The sequence below is a fragment of the Bacillus cereus group sp. BfR-BA-01379 genome, assembly GCF_022663605.1.
Lineage (GTDB): Bacteria > Bacillota > Bacilli > Bacillales > Bacillaceae_G > Bacillus_A > Bacillus_A mobilis.
In genome coordinates, this window is record NZ_JAKUFT010000063.1 from 1 (window position 1) to 20,321 (window position 20,321).

The window sequence follows — 20,321 nt, forward strand, 5'->3', positions numbered from 1 at the left end:
TGTCTTTACGCTTTTCTTTCTCTGGAAGGTTTACACCTAGCTCTTTCAACTGTTTCTTTGTATCGTCCATAATCGTTTTTACTTTTTGTTTTGTAGCGTCATCTAAATCTTTTTTCGCCGTTTTTGTAGATTGCTCAGCTGCTGGAGTATTCGTTGCCGCAAATGCTGGTATGCCAGCTCCTCCAATGATTCCGAATGATAAAGCACCTGCAATTGCTAAATACCCAACTGTTTTCTTCTTCATAGGAAATTTCCTCCTTCATATTTCTAAAGCATGTACACTTTCGTATACAATGCCTATAGTAATGTCGGTTTCTTAACATTTCCTTAACGACTTAACAAAAAAACACCGCTCATCCCGAGCGGCGTTGTTCTAAGCTTTTTGTAATTGTAATTCTTCACGTTCCATTATTCTTCTTAATACAATTGTTTGTGTCATTGTAAATAAGTTACCTGTTATCCAGTACAACACAAGTCCTGATGGCGCCGCAAATCCCATAAATAGAATCATTGCCGGCATCATAATTTGCTGCACCTTCATCATCTGTACTTGTTCTCCAGGTGTAATATTAGATTGAAAAACTTTCATCTGAATGAATGTCGTTAACGCTGCGATAATCGGTAATATATGATAAGGATCTGCATGTCCTAAGTTCACCCATAAAAATGAAGATGTGCGAATCTCTTCTGTTCGGCTAATCGCATAATACAAAGCAGAAAAAATCGGCATTTGTATAAAGATTGGCCAGCAACCAGCAAGTGGATTCCAACCGCCTGATTTCATTAGTTCTGACATTTCTTTTTGATACTGCTTTTGTTTTTCAAGATCTTTACTTACATCACCGTATTTTTTCTTTAGCTTCTGCAATTCAGGTTGCATTTTTTTCATTTTCGCTTGGCTACGATATTGCGAAATAGCTAATGGAATCATAGCTGAACGAATAACGAGCGTCATAATAATGATAGCAATCCCGAAGCTAGCTCCCGGTATATGATGAGCAACAAATTGAATCATAAACGAGATTGGATATACGAAATAATGATCCCAAATTCCCGTACTATGTGCATCAATTGGGGCCGCATTACTGCAACCAGATAAAACAAAAACAAGTAATAATGATAAACTAACGAGCACAGCTCGGTATGATTTTAACATGTTCATTCCTCCAATGTTTCGTAATTATTTAGCGAAACATTGGTGTATACGGACCGACCTCGTCATTCTCTTCACTTGATTCTTGTCTGCGTACAGAACGAATCATTCCATACTTATAAAAAATTGAAAATAGCGGTACATTTCCCGCACTATCTTCACATGTATCAGCTAATGCAAAAGCTCTTTGTCTACCATTTGATGCTTGCTGACGCACAAAGCGAGAAACATTAGCAAGGAAGAAAACTTCTAATAAACAAAGTGCTGTCGTTACAAACGATATATATAGAATTGCATCCTGCAATAAAAATTCCATCGCTTCACATCCTTAATAAAGTCATTTTAGCACATTCGCCAAACATTCTCTATTTCCTTTTATCGTCAAAAAAAGTATTTTGCATATTTTCTCAAGAAAACAATAATTAAGAAACGTTGTATTCGCTTTCTTTAGTATATTCACACACATCAATGAATAGGCTTGATTTATTAGAAATTTATAAAATTTTTGCATTATAATAAAACTATTGCCAGTTTTTGAAAAAACCTTTATTCTCTTCTTGTAATCAAAAATGAATATGGAGATGAAACATACTATGGGTCAACTAGGAGACGCCGATTACGTTCCCGACACCGCCTTTTTATCCTTCCCAGCAGCTAAAACATTTCACTTAGAATTCATCATACAGTTGGTTGTTATTTTCATAGCCTCTATTTTGTATGCAATTTCTATGAATATGTTCTTTATCCCGCATAACATGATTAGCGGTGGCTTCGCTGGTGTAGGGATGATTATCGGTTATTTAATGCACTACAATATCGGTGCACTTATCTTTTTACTAAACATTCCTCTTCTTATTTTAAGTCACTTTTACTTAGGCAAGAAGACAACCTTTTTAACAGCGTACTTTGTAGCTGTATCATCATTAGCGATGAACATTATCCCTGTACACCAAGTTTCAGATGATATTCTACTATCTTCTGTATTCGGCGGTGTAATCTGCGGAGCAGCTTCTGGAATCATATTCCGATTTGCTTCTTCAACAGGTGGTTTTGATGTCGTTGGATTGATTGTAGCGAAACATCGAGATATTTCGATTGGAGCAATCATCTTTGGATTCAACTTAATCTTACTTGTTGCAGCTGGATTTATTTTCGGATGGGATATTACGCTTTATACGTTAATTAGCCGGTTTGTAGTCAGCAAAGTTATCGATGCTGTGCATACGAAACATATTAAATTAACGATAATGACAGTTACAGAAAAAGGCGAGGAAATAAAAAGCGCACTATTGCATCACGGCATACGCGGGGTGACAATGGTAGATGCTGTCGGCGGCTATACAAACCATAAGAAAAAAATGATTTACACTGTCGTGACTCGCTATGAGTTAGGCGAAATGAAACGTATTATCCGTCAAGTGGATAACAAAGCATTCATGAACATTACTGAAACAGTTGAAATTGTCGGCCGTTTCAAACGCATATAAAAAGGTTAATACATTAAAGGGCATAACATATAATATGTTATGCCCTTTGTTATTCAACTAACGCACCCTTTAGCATAATAAAACCACGAAGTTTATTACTACAAATCGGAGGATAGCATTCCATATACAAAACTATCTGTCCATTCATTTTTATTCCAAAAATCTTGTATGAAATGTGCTTCCTTTCTCATGCCTATGCGTTCACACAATTTTTTTGAAGCTGTATTACGTGCATCAAGATTAGCTTGTATACGATGTACATTACATTCATTAAATAATTTAAATACCAAGCTATTTACTGCTTCTGTTGCCAAACCTCTCCCAGCTACTTCATTTGAAAAACTATAACCAATCTCAACAGTATCTTTCATATTTGTGTACCATACGGATAAATCACCAACTACTTTAGCCTTGTATATAACTGCCAAACTTAATATTGAATCTCTAGTAAGTACATTGTTTGCTAGCTTCTTATTAAATCTTTTCTGCATGTCTTCATGAGTCCACTTATTATGTAATAGGAACTTACATGTATCATCATTATTATAAATAGTAAATACATCCTGTAAATCAGTACTCTTAAAAGGTCTAATTATTAATCTTTCTGTTGTGATCTCCAAGTTAGCTCTCCTCCCTTTCATTCATACTACAAAACATTTTTATAGTATTTAAGTCCCCTTTTTATATCCCACCTTGATTACATATTTGATCATAATAAATTAAAATCCTTCTTCCACTAAGCGGCATTGTTAATGGCATTTCATTGCGATTTTTATTTTTTACACTTATTACAAAATCAGATAATTCTATTATTGTGGCCCTAAATGTGTTATAATGAAAGCAGACTCACAAAAAAAGAGTATATAGACTTGGAAGTTTCTCTTATTTTACAAGCAAAAAGAAACGAGCAGTCGGGTATATTTCAAACACCATACACGTAACGGTTTAAAAAACCGATCATCTTAGTTATTCTTCCATGATCTTTTTATAAAAAAAGATACGTACAACTAAAATTCACTTCAATATACTATACCTACCTTTTTGACTTCCAAATCATCTTATTACATAGGGAGATGAACATATGAATCAATATATCAGATATACAATAGCTGTCCTGTTTGCTATTATCGGCGGAACAATCTGCTTCTGGACAAACACTCAGCTTGGAGAGAATATCATTTTTAATGGAATCGAAACCCTTGTAAGCGCTTCAATTTTAGGTGGATACATTTACTTCCTCTTCAATCCAGAAGAAAATGCACAAAAAACAATGTTATTAACAATGATCGGAATCGTTGGCGGATGTATTTCCTACTCAATGACTAACTATACATTACCACTTCAATTAAGCTCAGCTTTCTTCCACGGTCTATGGACTTGGTTCATTGCATTCTGCCTAGCAGACGTATTCAACCTTTTACAAGACAATGAAGAAGAAAACGGTCGCCAAATTGAAAGTAACTCGTAAGCTGGAAGATATTCTTCCAGCTTTTTTTGTTTGTTATTCTTTCCTGCTCATACCCATCATCAAAATAAAAAGAAGCTACCCTCAAGGCAACTTCTTTTCTACATACCCCACTTAGTATTCACTATAATATATCGATCATTTCTCCACTTATATCAACGTTCCAATACAGGTTATCGATTTACCGACACCCTAAACGCACAACATACCCTATCCCCCAAGCAATTTACTGCCGAACTCTACGATTAAAAAGATAACTAATAAGATCGCAAGTATCTTTAATGCTACATATGCTACTTTAAAAACAGCATAAATGAGCAAGACGATTAAAATAATCGTTAAAATTTCCATCTAGAATTCCTCCAAGCTTTGCTCTTCATATCTTATTTTACTCGCCCCAGACTTTTTATGGAACGGCAGAAGACGACATAGAAAAAAGAGGATACCTTATCCATCGTAAGATACCCTCTCTTTCAACTGCTCAAACCATTCTCTCTCTAATTGTAAATATCCCAATTCATTCTTTTCAGCATTCTTCAATTCTTTATCAGCCTTCTTCATATATATACGGGAAGCTTCCATATCGCCCTCTAAATACTTAATAATTCCTTGTGTACGGTAATATCCGTTTAGATCCATTTTTGTAATGGCCTTCCCATACGCCTTCGCTTCTTGCAGAGAAATGCTATCCATCTCATAAAGAGCTTTATACAAAAGGTACCAACTATGAAAACTCCCAACGAAAAATTTATTTTCCTTCGTTACAGGTTGTTGAATAATTGGTTCTATATACGATATCGCCCTTTCCATCCCCTTTTGGTCAGCTCGAGCATAAAAGACGAGCATAAGTCCGCTCATTGTATCTCTTATACTTTTATCCTCTTTTAATTTCTCCTCACTAATTTCTACTAATCTCTCGTCCCAATCTTTCGGCCTCTTATAACTAAATAACTCACTTGATACTTGAATGTTATATAAGTGCTGCTTCGCCTTTTCATCATCTTTAATTAAAATGAGAAATTGCATACCATCACTCAAAAATGTTCCTTTTATCGGTACGACTGTAGCTGCAAAAATCACAAAGTGTAAAACAGAAAAATATAAAAGATATTGATAATAACTCACCATGTATATGTAACCAAAAGTCATACCGAATAGTAAACTTGTAATCGGTCCACCTAAAGTCATCCATGCCCACTTTTTCGAAAGGTTCGGTGTCTCTATAGAAGGAGGCACTAACATCGCCACGCCTCCGAAGTACGCCCATAATTTATTTTCTCGAATGCGTACTTTCCCCTTCTCTTTTTGAAAAGTAATTGGTCCTACTGTCATAAATTTAAAATTTAAACCACCTATTAAACCAAACACTACATGTCCTAGCTCATGAATAGCTAGCACTAATAAAAAAATTCCAAATAATGCCCATATATCCAACATTACTTCTAATTTCTTAGTTCGGATTACTACGTATAAAATGGACAAAACTAACGCCGCCGTCATAGAACCAGCTGGCCTTCTTAAAATATCCACCTTTTTCTCCCCTTAATAAATCATTTTTCTCTGCATTTCGTACATGAACTTTCCGAGATGCAATATCCAAATAAATGAGATTAAGCCAATTAATACAAAGTTGATATCACTAATTGCTGTATATATAACGGCAGCCCACCACACATATGCCAATATTGTATTCGTAAATTCATACGCTTTATATCCAGCTTCATGCACAATATGTTTCAAGCCTTCATCTGCGTTTTTAGTCCACATTTTCATAGATTCCATATATGTTACACCTTGTTCAGGATATAGCTTATTATAACGATTTTTTGTTATGAGCCCACTAATCACTACAATAGTTAAACAAACGATAGAAGCTACTAAATTCCACACTGCAAATGAAACATTTATATCCTGCAACAGTGCACGTCTACATGTAATAACTGCATATACAAACCATGCCTGCGTAACTATATCACCTACACGTAAATATATACTTATAATGCCTAATTTTCTGCCTTGTACGCTCTCTTCTTCATCGCGTGCCTCCGCTAACATACGTGTATTCTTCCAAGTGTAGTACATCATTAAGATTCCAAAAATAGTACATACACCTATAAATGTATTAGATGATAATTTTCTCGGTTCATCCGAGAGTAAATTTAAAGCTATATAAGATGTTAAAAAGCCACCAATCATACTTAATGCTATTTTCCCCACAAAATCAAATTGTTTTTTTCGTTTACTCTTCATCATCCTCTTCCCCCTCCACTAACGTAAATATTTCCTCCACTGTTACATTGAAAATGTGTGCGATTTTTAACGACAATACGATAGATGGCGCATAATCCCCGCGCTCAATTAAACTAATCGTTTGCCGTGATGATCCTATTGCTTTCCCTAAATCCCCTTGTGATAAACGATGCTTTGCTCGCAATTCCCTCACTCGATTTTGAAGCTTCATGTCTTCCCTCTTTTTCATTTATTTAAATAGAATTGTAAATAATATCCTTATTTTTGTCAATTATAATTGTCATTACGACTATAATAATTGACAAAAATAAAGATGTATTATGATGAAAATAACTTATATAATGAATGTGAAATATTAAACAAAGGAGGTTCCATATGAAAAAAACATCTACCTTTTCTTACATTCTTACTAAGCTTACAGCAGCTTTCTTGTTATTATTACTTATTAGCACGCTTCTCTTAACAACTAGTCAACCAACACTATATAGTTTCTTAACTGGATTACGAGAACTACTATATGTTCCCTTCGTTCCTATTCTTGCTGCATATGCAATTTTTTGTTCTATTTGCATCGATAAATTAAAATTAAAAACACATACAAGACTGAAGACATTACTCCTTTATATTTTTTGCGGCTATTTATTTTTTCTTCCCTTCCTAATATTTAAAGAAGCGGATCTAAGACAGTTCTTGTTCCTTGGATCAATTGGAGCAATATGTTCTCTTTTTTTCTATTTATGTACAGTTATAGCAACAAAATTTAAGTGGATACAATATGTCTTGCCAGGCATTATGCTTATTATATTTATCACAATCAACTTAATAGATATAGAAAAATTTGGAACATCAAAAGAACAATGGGTCGAAACAAAAACAGATAACTCTTTCGAAGCATCTTTTCAACATTTTAGTGGTAAACATAAAGTCCCCATTGAACTAAAACGAGGGGACATATTAGAATTCACGATTGAATCACGAGCTGAAAATCCAAATGGCTACATGGGGGATATCAAAATGGCTAGTGAATTTCAAGAGGAAGAAAATTATTTAGCTTCAAACGGTCCTAATACATACCATTTCGCTGCAATTAAGACCGGAACGTATTACATTATAGTTAGTGGAAACCAGTTAAAAGGAAAGTTGAAAATAAATTGGAACATAAAATAAAAAAGGCAGTGCGTCTGCACTGCCTTCCTAAATTTTGACATAGAATGGATTTCATATTAACTTGCGTTTTGTAAAAATACTCGTTTTAACTGTTTACGGAAACGAACTCCTAACGTAATTGCTACAATCACAATCACTCCAAAAATGATTTTACCGATGTGACCTTCTAACGCTCCAAAAATATCATGTAAGTTGCCACCTAACCAGTAACCACCGATTAAGAAGAACGATACCCAAAATAGAGCACCTGAGTAAATTGTAATGGCAAAGCGACGGAATGGTAAGTTAATAATTCCTGCAAAGTATCCTGTAAAATGACGCACACCAGGAATAAAGAAACCGATAAAAATAAGGAAGTATCCATACTTATCAAACCACATTCTTGTTAAGTCGATTTTTTTTTGTGTTAAAAATACGTATTTCCCATAATTTTGAATAAAGGGCATACCTAGTTTATTTCCTAAAAAGTATTGAATTGTCATTCCTACACTTGTCCCAATAAAAGATAGGATAATTAAAATCGGTAAACTTAAATCGCCCTTCTGTGCTAAAAATCCCGCATATGCTAATGTTGGCTCTCCCGGAAACGGAAGTGCAATATATTCTAACAGCAAACCAACGAGTACAACATAGTACCCGTACTGCTGAAATAATTCATGAACCCATTCCATGTCATCTCTCCTTTCAATCACGTACAACTTCTTACTATTATTGTATAAAAAAATTGTCGAAATAACTATCACAATAGCTTACATTTTTATTACATTTTTGTAAGACTCACACTAAAGTTTTCCGTTCATTATTTGCTGCTATCTATTAACATTTTAAAATGAGCTAACAACTATATATCGTACGAAACAAAGGAATTAATATACATTTTTTATCCAGTTTTTAACACCTAAAAATCACCCTATTTTGTTCTTAATAAAAAACCACTACAAACTCATACAAACTTCATATTAGCTTCATATACGTATTGTAAGATTATATCGGAATTTGTTGAAAAATTTAACCAATAAATGACTAAGCATTAATTTGAATAAATATGAATAGCTTTTCGAAATTGAAAAAAGGGTGAATCAGAAATGGAAGCTTATAAAATGCACGATTTTATTAATACAAATGTTGAATCTCATCAAAATGAAACCGTTTTTAATTTACACATATGTGAAACAAGTGAATTTGACGTAAGTTTAACAAAATCTACTACACTATCTTTTATCGTTTCAAAAAAGAACATTAAAATTGTCACGAAAAAATGGATTAATTCAAATCAAGAAAGCATGATTGGCAAAAGCTATATCATTCCAACGAAAGCTTTTCACTACTTCTTACCGATCATTTCTGAAACTGAAGATGAATTAAATATTCAAGTTCAAAGTTTTGGACTACATGGTGAACTTTTACTAAATGAAAGATTACTTATTGATAAAAACAACAAACAAAATCCAAAGATTACTACCTTCTTTGAAACATTAGATGAAAATGTAAATAAAGTATTACGAGGATTAAAAATTCATTGTATGTAAGACTATTACAATAGTAAAAAGGAGAATATAATGAAAAAACTATTATTAAGCGCACTATTATCATTAGGATTTTTAACTATTCCATTCACAAATGCTGAGGCAGCTACAACGAATGATCAACTGATTGTAAACACGCAGTTAAATAAAATGGATTATTATCAAAACGGACAATTTATAAAGAGTTTTACTGTCGCTACTGGAAAAGCAGGTACACCTACACCTAAAGGTACTTTTCAAATCGTTAATAAAATTAAAAACCGTCCTTACTATACAGGAAACATTAAAGGCGGCGACCCACGTAATCCACTTGGTGACCGTTGGCTAGGATTAAATATGGCTGGAACTTATGGAACAACTTATGCGATTCATGGTACGAACAATAATCAGGCAATCGGCAAATGGACAACACTAGGTTGTATTCGTATGTATAACAATGATATACACTGGTTATTTGAGCGTATTCCCCAGCAGGCTACTGTCACTGTAAAATAACCTAAGAACACGATTTACGTGTAGCCAAGAATTTTATGTCTTGGCTTATTTTATTTCTTCATTTACAGTAGCTAAACAACTGTATTTACATATATAATGAAAATAGATTGTGTCAAATGACATCAAAACATTGATAAACATGGATATTAAAATTATACAGTTATAATATTTTATAAATTCTACAATACATACTATAATAGAACTACTGTAATTCTGAAATATTCAGTTTCGCTAAACAACTCCCCTTGCTACTTTCATGATTATTTTATAGCGGGGGCTTATTATATGTATAAACAATCTGAGTCATTCAAAAATGATGAATTCGAATATTGCAGTGAAAAGCGTTATTTAGGAGGTGTTACTATGACGCATATACTGGTGATTGAAGACAACCCAGATATACAAGAACTGATTCGTGAATTTCTATTGGCACAAAACTTTACCGTTGATGTCGTTGGCGCTGGAACAGAAGGTATACTTCTTTTCCAAAAAAATTCATACGATCTTGTCCTCCTTGATGTGATGTTACCAGATATAGATGGCTATAGTATTTGTAAAATTATGCGAGGACAATCTGATGTACCAATCATTATGTTGACAGGCTTACATAATGAAGAAAGTGAAATTAAAGGATTTGAATTAGGTATTGATGACTATATTACAAAACCGTTCCATTACACCGTATTTATTAAACGTGTAGAAGCTGTATTAAGAAGAGCAGCAACGAAGGAAGCAGAAACTGCAACTATACTACAATTCCATGAATTAATGTTAAATTCTACAGCATATGCCGCTTATGTTCATGGTAATCAAATTGAATTGACAACAAAGGAATTTGAAATTATTTATACTTTACTGCAAAATCGGGGAAAAGTATTATCAAGAAGTGATTTGCTAAATAAGGTATGGGGCTATGAACATTATGGTGATGTAAGAGTTATAGATACACATATTAAAAACTTAAGAAAAAAATTAGGGATTCCTTATATTAAAACGGTGAAAGGCATTGGCTACAAAATCGAATCGTAGCACCGACAACATCACCAAAAATATTTTCATCAAAACCTTATTATTTTGTATTCTTTTATCACTTTGTCTTTATCAAATTATTTACTTCCTAGCTTCAAATTACGATAAAGAACGTTTTGCGAAAGAAAATGGAGCGCTGACGACAGAACAAGCGGATTCAGACAAACAAAACGACCAAAGTAAAACGAATCAAAGTAAGGCTGTTTCAGAGGGTATAATTCCTAATTTTCAATCTTCTATTATAGATTATAAAACACTCTCTACAGCCATAAATCACCTTTTGCAGCCTAGCCAAACTGCAAAAGCAAAAGAACATACTCAAAATATTACGGAAAAAAATAGTACTTCTGTTCCACCTATAGAAACGGAAAAGCAAGTCGCTACTAATGATGCCTTACATAAACAAAATGCAGCAAGTAAAACAACTGATGCTCAAGATCATCCAAAATTAGCAGATGCACTGCAGCAATTAGCTCCACATATTGGCGCGACAATGCTTGCATTATCTTTACTTGGATCCTTAATTTATACAAAACTAATTGCCAAACCTTTTCAATATATGAGCGATGCTTTAAAAGATATTATGAATATTGATTTCTCAGATAAAAAAGCACTTAACACAAATACAGATCAAACAGATTTTAATTTACAAGTAGCTGCTTCACAGGTCCCAAATATTGTGAAGAATTTACATGCGAGCAATCAAGATTTAAAAAGTGAGCTCAAAAAGGAACAACAGTTAGAACAATCTCGGAAAGAATTTATGTCTATGGTATCCCATGAATTAAAAACCCCCATCGCGGCAGTTATGGGACAACTCGATGGCATGATTCACGGAATTGGTGCTTATAAAGATAGAGATAAATATTTAAAACGCTCCTATGAGATGATGCAAGATATCAACATATTAACGGAAAAGATGTCAGAATTATCCAAAATACAAAACCCTCAATTTAAACCGAATTTAGAAGTTATTTCATTAACTTCTATTATTGAGGATGTTATGAAAAAAGTAGATTACTTTGTATCTGTAAAGCAATTAAATGTTCAATCTAACATTAAACAAGATGTACAAATTTTAGCTGATCCTAAATTTATTCAAACTGCTATTTTTAACATTATTTCAAATGCAATTCATTACACAATTGATCATCAGCATGTCTATATAAAACTTTATGAAAAGCCAAACGGGTACGCATTAGAAGTATTAAATACAGGTTCACAAATCGATGAGGATAAACTTGCCCATTTATTTGAGCCATTCTATCGCGCAAACCCTGGCAAACATGGATTAGTACAAGGTAGCGGCCTTGGGCTATATATTGTAAAGCAAATATTAGATAAACATCAGTTTCCTTATGGAATACAAAACACAGCTCAAGGTGTAAAATGTTCTATTGTATTCCCAAAAGCAATGTAACAACCTACTACAATTTCATACCCCAAATTCATACTTCGTATGAGTGGCGGAATTTTGTAGAGTATCTTACTCTGTTTCGTTCGCCCGTTATCCTAATTTGGATAGCGGGCGTTTTTTATTATGTAAAAGGAGGATTTTCATGGAAAAATTTAAGTATTCATTACTCGTTTTATTCGGAGCTTGTAGCTACGGCGTACTTTCAACTATTTTTAAACTCGGATTTATTGATGGATTTTCAGCACATCAACTATTAGGAGGACAATATGTCTTCGGATGGATTGGGCTTCTTTTGCTCGTTCTTTTCGCTTCACGTCATAAAGTAACAAAAAAGCAATTCTTTTCCTTACTAACAGTTGGCACAACAATGAGTATGACTGGTATTTTCTACGCTATCTCTGTAGAAGAACTACCAGCATCTATCGCTGTCGTCTTACTCTTTCAGTTCACATGGATTGGTGTAGTCATTGAAGCAATTGCAAATCGAACATTTCCAAGCCGTGAGAAAGTTATATCTATCATTATTTTATTTACTGGTACATTGTTTGCAGGCGGTGTCTTTGAAGGACTCGGACAAAGCTTTTCCACGAAAGGTATTATCTTTGGTTTATTAGCCGCTGTCTCTTTTTCATTCTATGTGTTTGCAAGCGGGCGTGTTGCTACAGAAGTACCGCCTTATACGAAAAGCTTTCTTATGACAACAAGCGCTACTCTTATCGTATGCCTATTCTTCCCGCCAACCTTTTTAACAGACGGTGCCCTGCAAGCAGGTCTTTGGAAATACGCTTTCTTCCTCGGATTGTTCGGCGTTGTCGTACCTGTCATTTGTTTTTCAATTGGTGTACCGAAAGTAGGAACAGGACTTAGTACAATACTAGGAGCAGCTGAATTACCAACAGCCATTATCGCTTCTATTACACTTGTACATGAAGTCGTAACCTTCATGCAGTGGATTGGGATACTCTTTATACTACTTGGAATTTTTACTCCTCAGCTGCTTACAGCCAGGAAAGCAAAGAAACATAGAAGCGTGCATAGTGCATGAAAATAATAATTTGTATATAAATGTAAATACAGTTACAATGTGGTATAATTTCAAATCTATTTAGAGGTATAAATGACTATTTTAAGTGTAGCCTTTTTTGCCATTATGTGTATCTTCTTCTTAATAAGATATATGAAAGAAAAGAAATTTTACGATTTGCTCCTCATTCCCATTTGCATATATGCTGGGGCAGTCAAAACCCCTTTAGTAGAGTACTTAAACTTTAATACTACTTTCAAAATAACATATGATATTGCAGCTATTATTCTCGTAATCCTTGCTGTACTTTTCTTCTTAAAGGATAAGAAAGAGAATCCTACTGCATAACAAAAAGACCTTTCATGTATTTGAAAGGTCTTTTTCTCTATCTCACTTTACCGCTCCATATAACTTTTCTACCTCATGCTCAATTTGTTTTACATCAATTCGTTCAAATAGCGGCTGCACACTATCAATTCTATTCGGCAACGCGGTTTGAGGTTCCCAATTTCGTTTCACAATCGATAATGTATTTCTAACTCTTTCACTTGAAAATGGTAAAAATGGTTCAAGGAGATTTGCAAAATTAGCGATAAGATACACACAGTTATAAATCGTTTCTTCGCATGAAACTGGATCATCTTCTCGTTGTTTCCAAGGCTGCCTCTCATCAAAGTATTTATTTGCAAAACGTACTGCCTCAAATATTGTTTCTAGCGCCACCTTAAATGTAGTTTGCTCAATCGCCTCTCCAACATTTTTATATAATCCTTCCACTTTATCTTTCAATTCTCCATCAATACTTCCCTTCGGCACAATACCACCATAATACTTTTCAATAAACTTTAATGTCCGGTTCACAAAGTTCCCGTATGCACCTAGCAATTCACTATTATGACTGTAAATGAATTCACGCCACGAAAAATCAGTATCACGATTTTCTGGTGCGTTTACTGTTAAAAAGTAACGAATAGAATCTGGATTGTAGCGTTCTAATATGTCAGGCACCCATACTGCCCAGTTTTTACTTGTAGATAACTTTCTTTTTTCAACTGTTAAATATTCATTCGAAACGATATGACGAGGAATTGCTCCTTCTCCTATTCCAAGCAATACCGCTGGCCAAATGATGGAATGAAACGGAATATTATCCTTTCCGTGCACATAATATGTTTTCGCTTCTTTATCCCAAAACTGTTGATCATCTTTCCCTGTTTCTTCAGCCCAATGTTTACTCGCTGAATAATAGCCTGTCACTGCTTCAATCCATACGTAAATTTTCTTGTCTTCATACCCTTCTACCGGAATTGATACCCCGATTGGTAAATCACGTGACACAGCCCTATCTAGTAACCCTTCCTTAACATATCTCTCTGTTAATTGAATCGCGTTGTCACGCCATGTTCCTGTTTGTTTTGCGGTTTCTACAGCCGTTTTGATTTGTTCCTGAAATGTATGCAATGCGAAATAGAAATGCTCTGTTTCCTGCACGGATGGTGTACTACCACATAACTTGCATGTCTTTTCTAACAAATCGAGTGGATCTAAAATAGCTGAACATGCATCGCATTGATCTCCTCTTGCTGCTTCATGGCAATGTGGACAAACACCTTCTACATAACGATCAGGTAAAAACTGTGTACACATTTCACAATACGCTTGTTCCACTGTTTTTTTATAAATATAGCCTTCTTCTAATAAACGTAAAAAGACATTTTGAACAGTTTCATGATGGTGCTCACTATCTGTACGTGTATAGCAATCATAAGTAAAACCGAGGCTACGAAAACATCGCTCAAATTCTTCATGATACTTATCAGCAATTTCCTTCGCCGTCACACCTTCTTGTTTTGCCCTAATTGCAATTGGCGTTCCATTACAATCACTTCCCGAAACATACAACACATTCTCACCCTTTGCCCGGTAATAACGTGCTAATATATCCCCAGGTAACAAACTTGCAATATGCCCAAGATGTAACGAGCCATTTGCATACGGCCAAGCGCCTCCAATAAAAATACTCATCTTACATTCCTCCTTTTAAATATAAAAAAGCCCCGCCCTTATCTTAAAAAAGATAAGGGCGGGGCTGTATAAACAGTCGCGGTACCACCTTATTTCGCCAATTACTCACATAATTAGCCTTAACAAGTACGGAGCTATATGCTCTTATACTGTGGTTTTGATAACGAGTACCAACTCTCGTCGCCGCCTACTATTATCATTGGATAAGTTCAGGACGAAGCTCAAAGGCCATTGTTCAAATGAATATTCTTGCTTCTTCTCAGCTACCGAAGCTCTCTGGACAGAATGATTTCATTCTACTTTTCCTTTTCAACGCTTTTATATATAACATGTATTTTACGACTTACTCACAGAAAAATCAAACTTTTATTCAAAAAGAAAAGGAAATCCCATCTCCCCATAGAATAACTATAGGTTCACAAAAGGAGTGATACGATTGAATCAAAACCAACTAAGCATACGTAATGAAAAAAGTTGGAATGCAGCTGCTTATGAAGCTTGGACGAATCGCCACGGGGCGCCAGCCGATTACGCAAAAAAGCTTATGGCAGATCCCGTGCGCGAGGTAGATCACTATTTACCTTACATACAATCTCCAAAAGGAAAACGTATTATTAATTTACTCGGGTCAAAAGGAAATAAAGCCGTTGCTCTCGCTCTTTTAGGAGCTGACGTAACAGTTGTTGATATTTCAGCAAGTAATGCAAAATATGCAAATGAACTTGCTGAAGCAGCAGGTGTCTCTATCCAGTATGTCGTTTCTGATGTATTACATGTGCAGCTCTCCGAATCATTTGATATCGTATTGCTGGAACTTGGTGTACTCCATTACTTTTTAGATTTAAAACCGCTCTTTCAAAAAATTGCTACCTTACTTAAAGGAGATGGCATGCTTATCCTTCGTGACTATCATCCTGTTTACACGAAATTATTAGGAGTAGACCACCCATCATTTCGGGCCAATGGAAATTACTTCGATGAAGAATTAATTGAAGATAATGTTGCTTATAGCATCCTTCTTACAGAAGCGCAGAAAGAATTGTTACCTAAAACGCTCATCCGTCGCTGGACGCTAGGAGAAATTATTACAACACTTGCAGAAGAACATTTAAAAATTGAAAAACTAGTTGAAGAACACGGGTCTCATCAAAGGTGGGTCTTCCCTTCTACTGCACGGGAAGGAATTGAAGAACAAATACCCGGTTTATATACATTAATTGCGACAGCATGCAAAAAAGGATCCCTTCACGGATAGGATCCTTTTTGCATGCTCACGCATATAAGTTGAGGTTGGAGATTACCATAATTCTGTAGAATAGGACACAAGATATTTCAACATTTCGTCTCTGACTTACGTCGTCAAAAAGGGGTATGACCAACATAACGAAGAGTAATGTTTATAGTTGATAGTGATAATCGTTATCAACTAATTAGAAGTATACATGATGTAATTTCAAATTACAATAGTATTTCTCATTTTTATTTATGCATTTTTTGATATACAAATGTATACATTTTAAGAACATTTACTCATATGAATCTGCCTTCTTCCATTATCTGCTATAATTTTCATTGAACAGATTAATAACTTCATAATAATGTTTTTATTAATGTCGTTCTTAATATTTATAAATCACAATAAATAGTTTTTAAAAGGTAGGGGTAAAGATGAAATATGTTAGTATTCGAAAAAAACTACTGTTCACACTCTTAAGCATTTCTTCTTTATTTAGTATTGCTCTTATTGTTATTCTTTCATTCGCTATGCATCAAGCCAATGAAGTCGAAACATTAAAAAATGATGTGGCAAAAAGAGCAACGATTTTAAAAGAGCGTGGCGATTGGTTCCAAGCACAAGTTGCTGGTTTACAAGAATATTTACTATCACATGATCAAAAAGGACTGGATAAATTCAACCGAGAAGGAAAAAAACTAGCTGATACTAGAGAAAAAGTAACAAGTGATAAAAAACTCCCAGAAGGAATGAAAGAAGCGATTTTAATGGGAGGAAAATGGCGAAGCGTTATAGATAATGAAGTCCTCCCTCTCGCTCGCGAAGGGAAATGGGACGAAGCATCCAAAATTGCTTTAGCTCAAACCAATTATGTAAACGACCTTTTAAGTCGCTTTACTAAATATACAAATGAAGAAAATGATAAACGGGACGCATTAATTGCTGACGTAGAGTCTTCTTCATCTCTTATTCAATATATTATTTTCTTCTCACTCATTACATGCACATTAACGTCTATTTTATTAGCATGGTGGTTCTCTGGTAAACTTGTTAAACCGATACGACAAATTGATGAGAAATTAAAAGAATTAGCTTCTCAAGACGGCGATTTAACTGCTAGATTGCACGTAACGAGTAAAGATGAAATTGGTGATATCGCCAATTCCTTTAATCAAATGCTAGCTAATTTACAACGTATTATAAAACAAGTGCAACAAACATCTACAAGTGTCAAAGAAGCTTCTGAAAATGTATTTATCGAAACAACTATGTCTATGGAAAATACCGCAAAAACCGAAGAAACTATGAATGCCCTTGAACACAATATTCGTTCACAAGTTTCCAGCATCGAAGAGAGTTCAACTGCAATGGATGATATGACAACGAGTGTTCAGCGTATTGCTGAATCTGCCTCTTCTGTTACCAGTCTAGCTGTTACAGCTGCTGAAAAAGCAGATAGTGGGAATAAAGTCATTGAAAAATCTATTACACAAATGCATACCATTAACGAAGCTGTTAACGCTACATCACAAGTAGTAGAACGACTCATTACACATACGAATCATATTGATACTGCACTTCAATCCATTTCTAATATCGCAGAACAAACGAATTTACTCGCTTTAAATGCTTCGATTGAAGCAGCACGTGCTGGCGAACATGGAAAAGGATTCGCTGTTGTTGCCGATGAAGTACGAAAACTTGCTGAACAATCTCAGCTAGCAGCAACTGACATTAACCATTTACTTCATCAAATTCAAGCTGACACAAAAATAGCAAATGAAATGATGACACAAGGTCAGTCAGAAGCTTCTGAAGGAATTACAGTCATTCGTACCGCTGGATCTTCATTCTCGGAAATTGTTAACCACATTAACAACGTCTCTTCACAAATGCAAGAAATGTCTGCAACTGCTGAAGAAATGGCCGCAAGTTCAGAAGAAATGAATGCAGCTTTAAATAACATCGCTTCTATTTCAAATGAAGTTGCCGCCGAAACATCACAAACAGCAACTTCAGCTGGTGACCAAGTAAACAAAATGAGTGTCGTTGCTAAAAAAGCTTCTGAAATGAAAACGACCGTACAAGAACTTGAAGTTCTCGTTTCTCATTTCAAAACAAACATTTAACGCGAAACTTTCATTTATACTTTTATAAGCTTCAAATTATTAAAAAGAGAGATTTACAGTCTCTCTTTTTCCACCTTAAAATATCTCTTTCTATCTCTCATTCCGTCTGCTATAATTCCTAAAGGAAAGAAGAAAGCTTTATTCCCGACGGAGTAAAGCTTTCTTTCAATTTTTTACATTTATTAATTCTAATACTAAGATTTCACAAGGAGGCTTTTTATCATATGAATTTTATTAGCATTCGAAAAAAACTAATGTTCATGATGGGAACGATTTGCGCTTTATTTGGCATCGCCTTAGCTTTTATTTTATTTTTTGCTATCGACCAATCTCGTAAAGCTGAAACATTACAAAAAGAAATTTCCCCTCTGGCAACACAATTAAAAGAGCGTGGGGACGCTTATCAAGTACAGCTCTCTGCTTTAAGAGGTTATTTATTACAACGTGATCAAGTTGAATTAGACAAGTTTAATGAAATGAGTAAACTTCTTGAAGATAAGAAAGGTGAGCTTCTTTCAAATCCTAACATTTCTCAATCTGTGAAAAACACAATGGAATCAGGATCGACTTGGAGAAAATTTATTGAAGAAAAAGTTTTCACTCTTGCAAAAGAACAAAAGTGGGAAGAGGCTTTACAAGTAGCTTATGCGGAAAACGGTACTGTGTATAAAGTAATTGGGGACTTCACAAATTACAGTAATGAACAAGCTAAGTTACGTGATCAATCTATCGAAAAAATTGATCAATCTTCACTACAAATTGAATATGTTGTCTTCTTATCACTTGTTATTTGTATTATCGTAGCTATCATTCTTGCATGGTGGTTCTCTGGTAAACTTGTAAAACCAATTCAACAAATTGATAGTAAACTAAAAGAATTATCATCTCAAGAAGGTGACTTAACAGCCCGCCTACAGGTAAATAGTAATGATGAAATTGGTACGATTGCAACATCATTTAATAAAATGTTAGAAAACCTACAACATATTATCAATCGTGTTCAAAAAACATCCGTAGAAGTACAAAACGCTTCTGAAAATATGCTAGAAAAGACGAATATATCACGCGAGGCAACAATAAGAGTTCAAAGCTCGATGTCTAGCTTAAATGCAAATATTCAATCGCAAGCCTCTAGTATGGAAGAAAGCTCAACTGCAATGGACGATATGACAGTAAGCGTTCAGCGTATTGCTGAATCTGCTTCATCTGTAACTGAACTTGCTGTAACTACATCTGAACAGGCTAACGATGGAAGTTCAGTTATTCAAAAATCCGTTTCACAAATGACAACGATACACGATGCGGTAAATGCTACGTCAGAAGTGGTCGAACGTCTAATCACACACACGAAATATATTGATACAGCTGTACAATCTATTTCTAATATCGCGGAACAAACAAACTTACTTGCTTTAAATGCATCTATCGAAGCGGCTCGTGCTGGCGAACAAGGTAAAGGGTTCGCTGTCGTAGCTGATGAAGTTCGAAAACTTGCTGAACAATCTAAAACAGCGGCAACAGATATTAACCAATTACTACATCAAATTCAACAAGACACTGAAACTGCGAGTTCGATGATGTCACAAGGTCGTTCTGAAGCATTTGAAGGCATTCATGTCATTCGTGAAGCCGGCAATTCTTTCACAACAATTGTAGAACAAGTAAATAAAGTATCTACTCAAATGCAAGATATCTCAGCAACTGCTGAGGAAATGGCTGCAAGCGCTGAAGAAATGAACGCTTCACTGAATAACATCGCTTCTATTTCGACTGAAGTATCTAGTGAAACAGCGGCAACTGCACAATCTGCTGAGAAAAAAGTCATTACGATGAATGAGATGACACAAACTGCTAAACAAATGAAACAAACAGTTGAAGAATTAGATCAACTCGTATCTCATTTCAGAACTGAATAGCTCA

General features: G+C 34.8%; 21 protein-coding genes, 1 pseudogene and 1 other annotated feature. Of the genes and pseudogenes, 12 read left to right on the plus strand and 10 right to left on the minus strand.

Translation table 11 applies throughout. The features are described from left to right. From MR113_RS20400 to MR113_RS20410, 3 genes and pseudogenes are all read right to left on the minus strand, one after another. A pseudogene (locus MR113_RS20400) lies at nt 1-244 on the minus strand (hypothetical protein); the annotation flags it as partial. Between the two features lie 129 nt (nt 245-373). Further along, nucleotides 374-1,156: a membrane protein insertase YidC gene (yidC, locus tag MR113_RS20405; RefSeq protein WP_242256480.1), complete on the minus strand. Its 783-nt coding sequence runs from the start codon at nt 1,154-1,156 to the stop codon at nt 374-376. A 28-nt stretch (nt 1,157-1,184) separates the two neighbouring features. Next, nucleotides 1,185-1,469, minus strand: coding sequence for a hypothetical protein (locus MR113_RS20410; protein WP_242243211.1), 285 nt, complete (start codon nt 1,467-1,469; stop codon nt 1,185-1,187). A gap of 277 nt (nt 1,470-1,746) precedes the next feature. On the opposite strand from MR113_RS20410, the gene MR113_RS20415 reads away from it, so the two are divergent. Further along, on the plus strand, nt 1,747-2,640 hold the full coding sequence (locus MR113_RS20415; protein ID WP_151632290.1) for a YitT family protein: 894 nt from the start codon (nt 1,747-1,749) through the stop codon (nt 2,638-2,640). 98 nt (nt 2,641-2,738) lie between these two features. Here the strand turns inward: MR113_RS20415 and MR113_RS20420 are convergent, their stop codons facing one another. After that, nucleotides 2,739-3,260: a GNAT family N-acetyltransferase gene (locus MR113_RS20420; protein WP_242256481.1), complete on the minus strand. Its 522-nt coding sequence runs from the start codon at nt 3,258-3,260 to the stop codon at nt 2,739-2,741. A 461-nt stretch (nt 3,261-3,721) separates the two neighbouring features. Here MR113_RS20420 and MR113_RS20425 point away from each other — a divergent pair, with 461 nt between their 5' ends. Next, the gene (locus tag MR113_RS20425) at nt 3,722-4,108 is read left to right on the plus strand and encodes a DUF3938 domain-containing protein (RefSeq protein WP_001077775.1); all 387 of its coding nucleotides are present in this window, start codon (nt 3,722-3,724) and stop codon (nt 4,106-4,108) included. Between the two features lie 207 nt (nt 4,109-4,315). On the opposite strand, the gene MR113_RS20430 is transcribed toward MR113_RS20425, so the two are convergent. From MR113_RS20430 to MR113_RS20445, 4 genes are all read right to left on the minus strand, one after another. Beyond that, on the minus strand, nt 4,316-4,456 hold the full coding sequence (locus tag MR113_RS20430) for a DUF3985 family protein (RefSeq protein ID WP_000404783.1): 141 nt from the start codon (nt 4,454-4,456) through the stop codon (nt 4,316-4,318). A 96-nt stretch (nt 4,457-4,552) separates the two neighbouring features. Next, nucleotides 4,553-5,605: a site-2 protease family protein gene (locus MR113_RS20435; protein WP_242256515.1), complete on the minus strand. Its 1,053-nt coding sequence runs from the start codon at nt 5,603-5,605 to the stop codon at nt 4,553-4,555. A gap of 42 nt (nt 5,606-5,647) precedes the next feature. Continuing rightward, the gene (locus tag MR113_RS20440) at nt 5,648-6,355 is read right to left on the minus strand and encodes a DUF3169 family protein (protein WP_242256483.1); all 708 of its coding nucleotides are present in this window, start codon (nt 6,353-6,355) and stop codon (nt 5,648-5,650) included. Further along, nucleotides 6,345-6,566 (minus strand): helix-turn-helix transcriptional regulator, encoded by a 222-nt coding sequence (locus MR113_RS20445; protein ID WP_097817415.1) that lies wholly within the window; start codon nt 6,564-6,566, stop codon nt 6,345-6,347. Before MR113_RS20445 ends, MR113_RS20440 begins: the two co-directional genes overlap by 11 nt. Nucleotides 6,567-6,730: 164 nt before the next feature. On the opposite strand from MR113_RS20445, the gene MR113_RS20450 reads away from it, so the two are divergent. After that, nucleotides 6,731-7,522 (plus strand): hypothetical protein, encoded by a 792-nt coding sequence (locus MR113_RS20450; RefSeq protein WP_097817414.1) that lies wholly within the window; start codon nt 6,731-6,733, stop codon nt 7,520-7,522. A 56-nt stretch (nt 7,523-7,578) separates the two neighbouring features. On the opposite strand, the gene MR113_RS20455 is transcribed toward MR113_RS20450, so the two are convergent. After that, a complete protein-coding gene (locus MR113_RS20455; RefSeq protein WP_242256485.1) occupies nt 7,579-8,193 on the minus strand; it encodes a DedA family protein in 615 nt (204 codons plus the stop codon). A gap of 414 nt (nt 8,194-8,607) precedes the next feature. On the opposite strand from MR113_RS20455, the gene MR113_RS20460 reads away from it, so the two are divergent. From MR113_RS20460 to MR113_RS20485, 6 genes are all read left to right on the plus strand, one after another. Further along, nucleotides 8,608-9,051 carry a DUF3978 family protein gene (locus MR113_RS20460; RefSeq protein ID WP_242256487.1) on the plus strand — a complete coding sequence of 148 codons (444 nt, stop codon included), beginning with the start codon at nt 8,608-8,610 and terminating at the stop codon, nt 9,049-9,051. Nucleotides 9,052-9,081: 30 nt separating this feature from the next. Continuing rightward, nucleotides 9,082-9,543 carry a L,D-transpeptidase gene (locus MR113_RS20465; RefSeq protein WP_242256489.1) on the plus strand — a complete coding sequence of 154 codons (462 nt, stop codon included), beginning with the start codon at nt 9,082-9,084 and terminating at the stop codon, nt 9,541-9,543. A gap of 363 nt (nt 9,544-9,906) precedes the next feature. Beyond that, nucleotides 9,907-10,572 carry a response regulator transcription factor gene (locus tag MR113_RS20470; protein WP_242256517.1) on the plus strand — a complete coding sequence of 222 codons (666 nt, stop codon included), beginning with the start codon at nt 9,907-9,909 and terminating at the stop codon, nt 10,570-10,572. After that, complete coding sequence (locus MR113_RS20475) at nt 10,550-11,992, plus strand: sensor histidine kinase (protein WP_242256492.1); 1,443 nt, start codon at nt 10,550-10,552, stop codon at nt 11,990-11,992. The genes MR113_RS20470 and MR113_RS20475 overlap by 23 nt, the downstream gene beginning before the upstream one ends. Nucleotides 11,993-12,131: 139 nt before the next feature. Then, nucleotides 12,132-13,034, plus strand: a complete 903-nt coding sequence (locus MR113_RS20480; protein WP_242256493.1) for an EamA family transporter — start codon at nt 12,132-12,134, stop codon at nt 13,032-13,034. A gap of 72 nt (nt 13,035-13,106) precedes the next feature. After that, entirely contained in the window at nt 13,107-13,361 is a 255-nt protein-coding gene (locus MR113_RS20485) for a hypothetical protein (RefSeq protein WP_000154150.1), read from the plus strand. Between the two features lie 42 nt (nt 13,362-13,403). Here the strand turns inward: MR113_RS20485 and metG are convergent, their stop codons facing one another. Then, the gene (gene metG / locus MR113_RS20490; protein ID WP_242256494.1) at nt 13,404-15,038 is read right to left on the minus strand and encodes a methionine--tRNA ligase; all 1,635 of its coding nucleotides are present in this window, start codon (nt 15,036-15,038) and stop codon (nt 13,404-13,406) included. Nucleotides 15,039-15,089: 51 nt separating this feature from the next. Next, nucleotides 15,090-15,360: a binding site (T-box leader), on the minus strand. Nucleotides 15,361-15,474: 114 nt separating this feature from the next. Here metG and MR113_RS20495 point away from each other — a divergent pair. From MR113_RS20495 to MR113_RS20505, 3 genes are all read left to right on the plus strand, one after another. Next, nucleotides 15,475-16,293, plus strand: coding sequence for a class I SAM-dependent methyltransferase (locus tag MR113_RS20495; RefSeq protein ID WP_242256496.1), 819 nt, complete (start codon nt 15,475-15,477; stop codon nt 16,291-16,293). A gap of 413 nt (nt 16,294-16,706) precedes the next feature. Next, nucleotides 16,707-18,401, plus strand: coding sequence for a methyl-accepting chemotaxis protein (locus MR113_RS20500; RefSeq protein WP_242256498.1), 1,695 nt, complete (start codon nt 16,707-16,709; stop codon nt 18,399-18,401). A gap of 224 nt (nt 18,402-18,625) precedes the next feature. Then, complete coding sequence (locus tag MR113_RS20505; protein WP_242256500.1) at nt 18,626-20,317, plus strand: methyl-accepting chemotaxis protein; 1,692 nt, start codon at nt 18,626-18,628, stop codon at nt 20,315-20,317. The last annotated feature ends 4 nt before the right edge of the window (nt 20,318-20,321 follow it).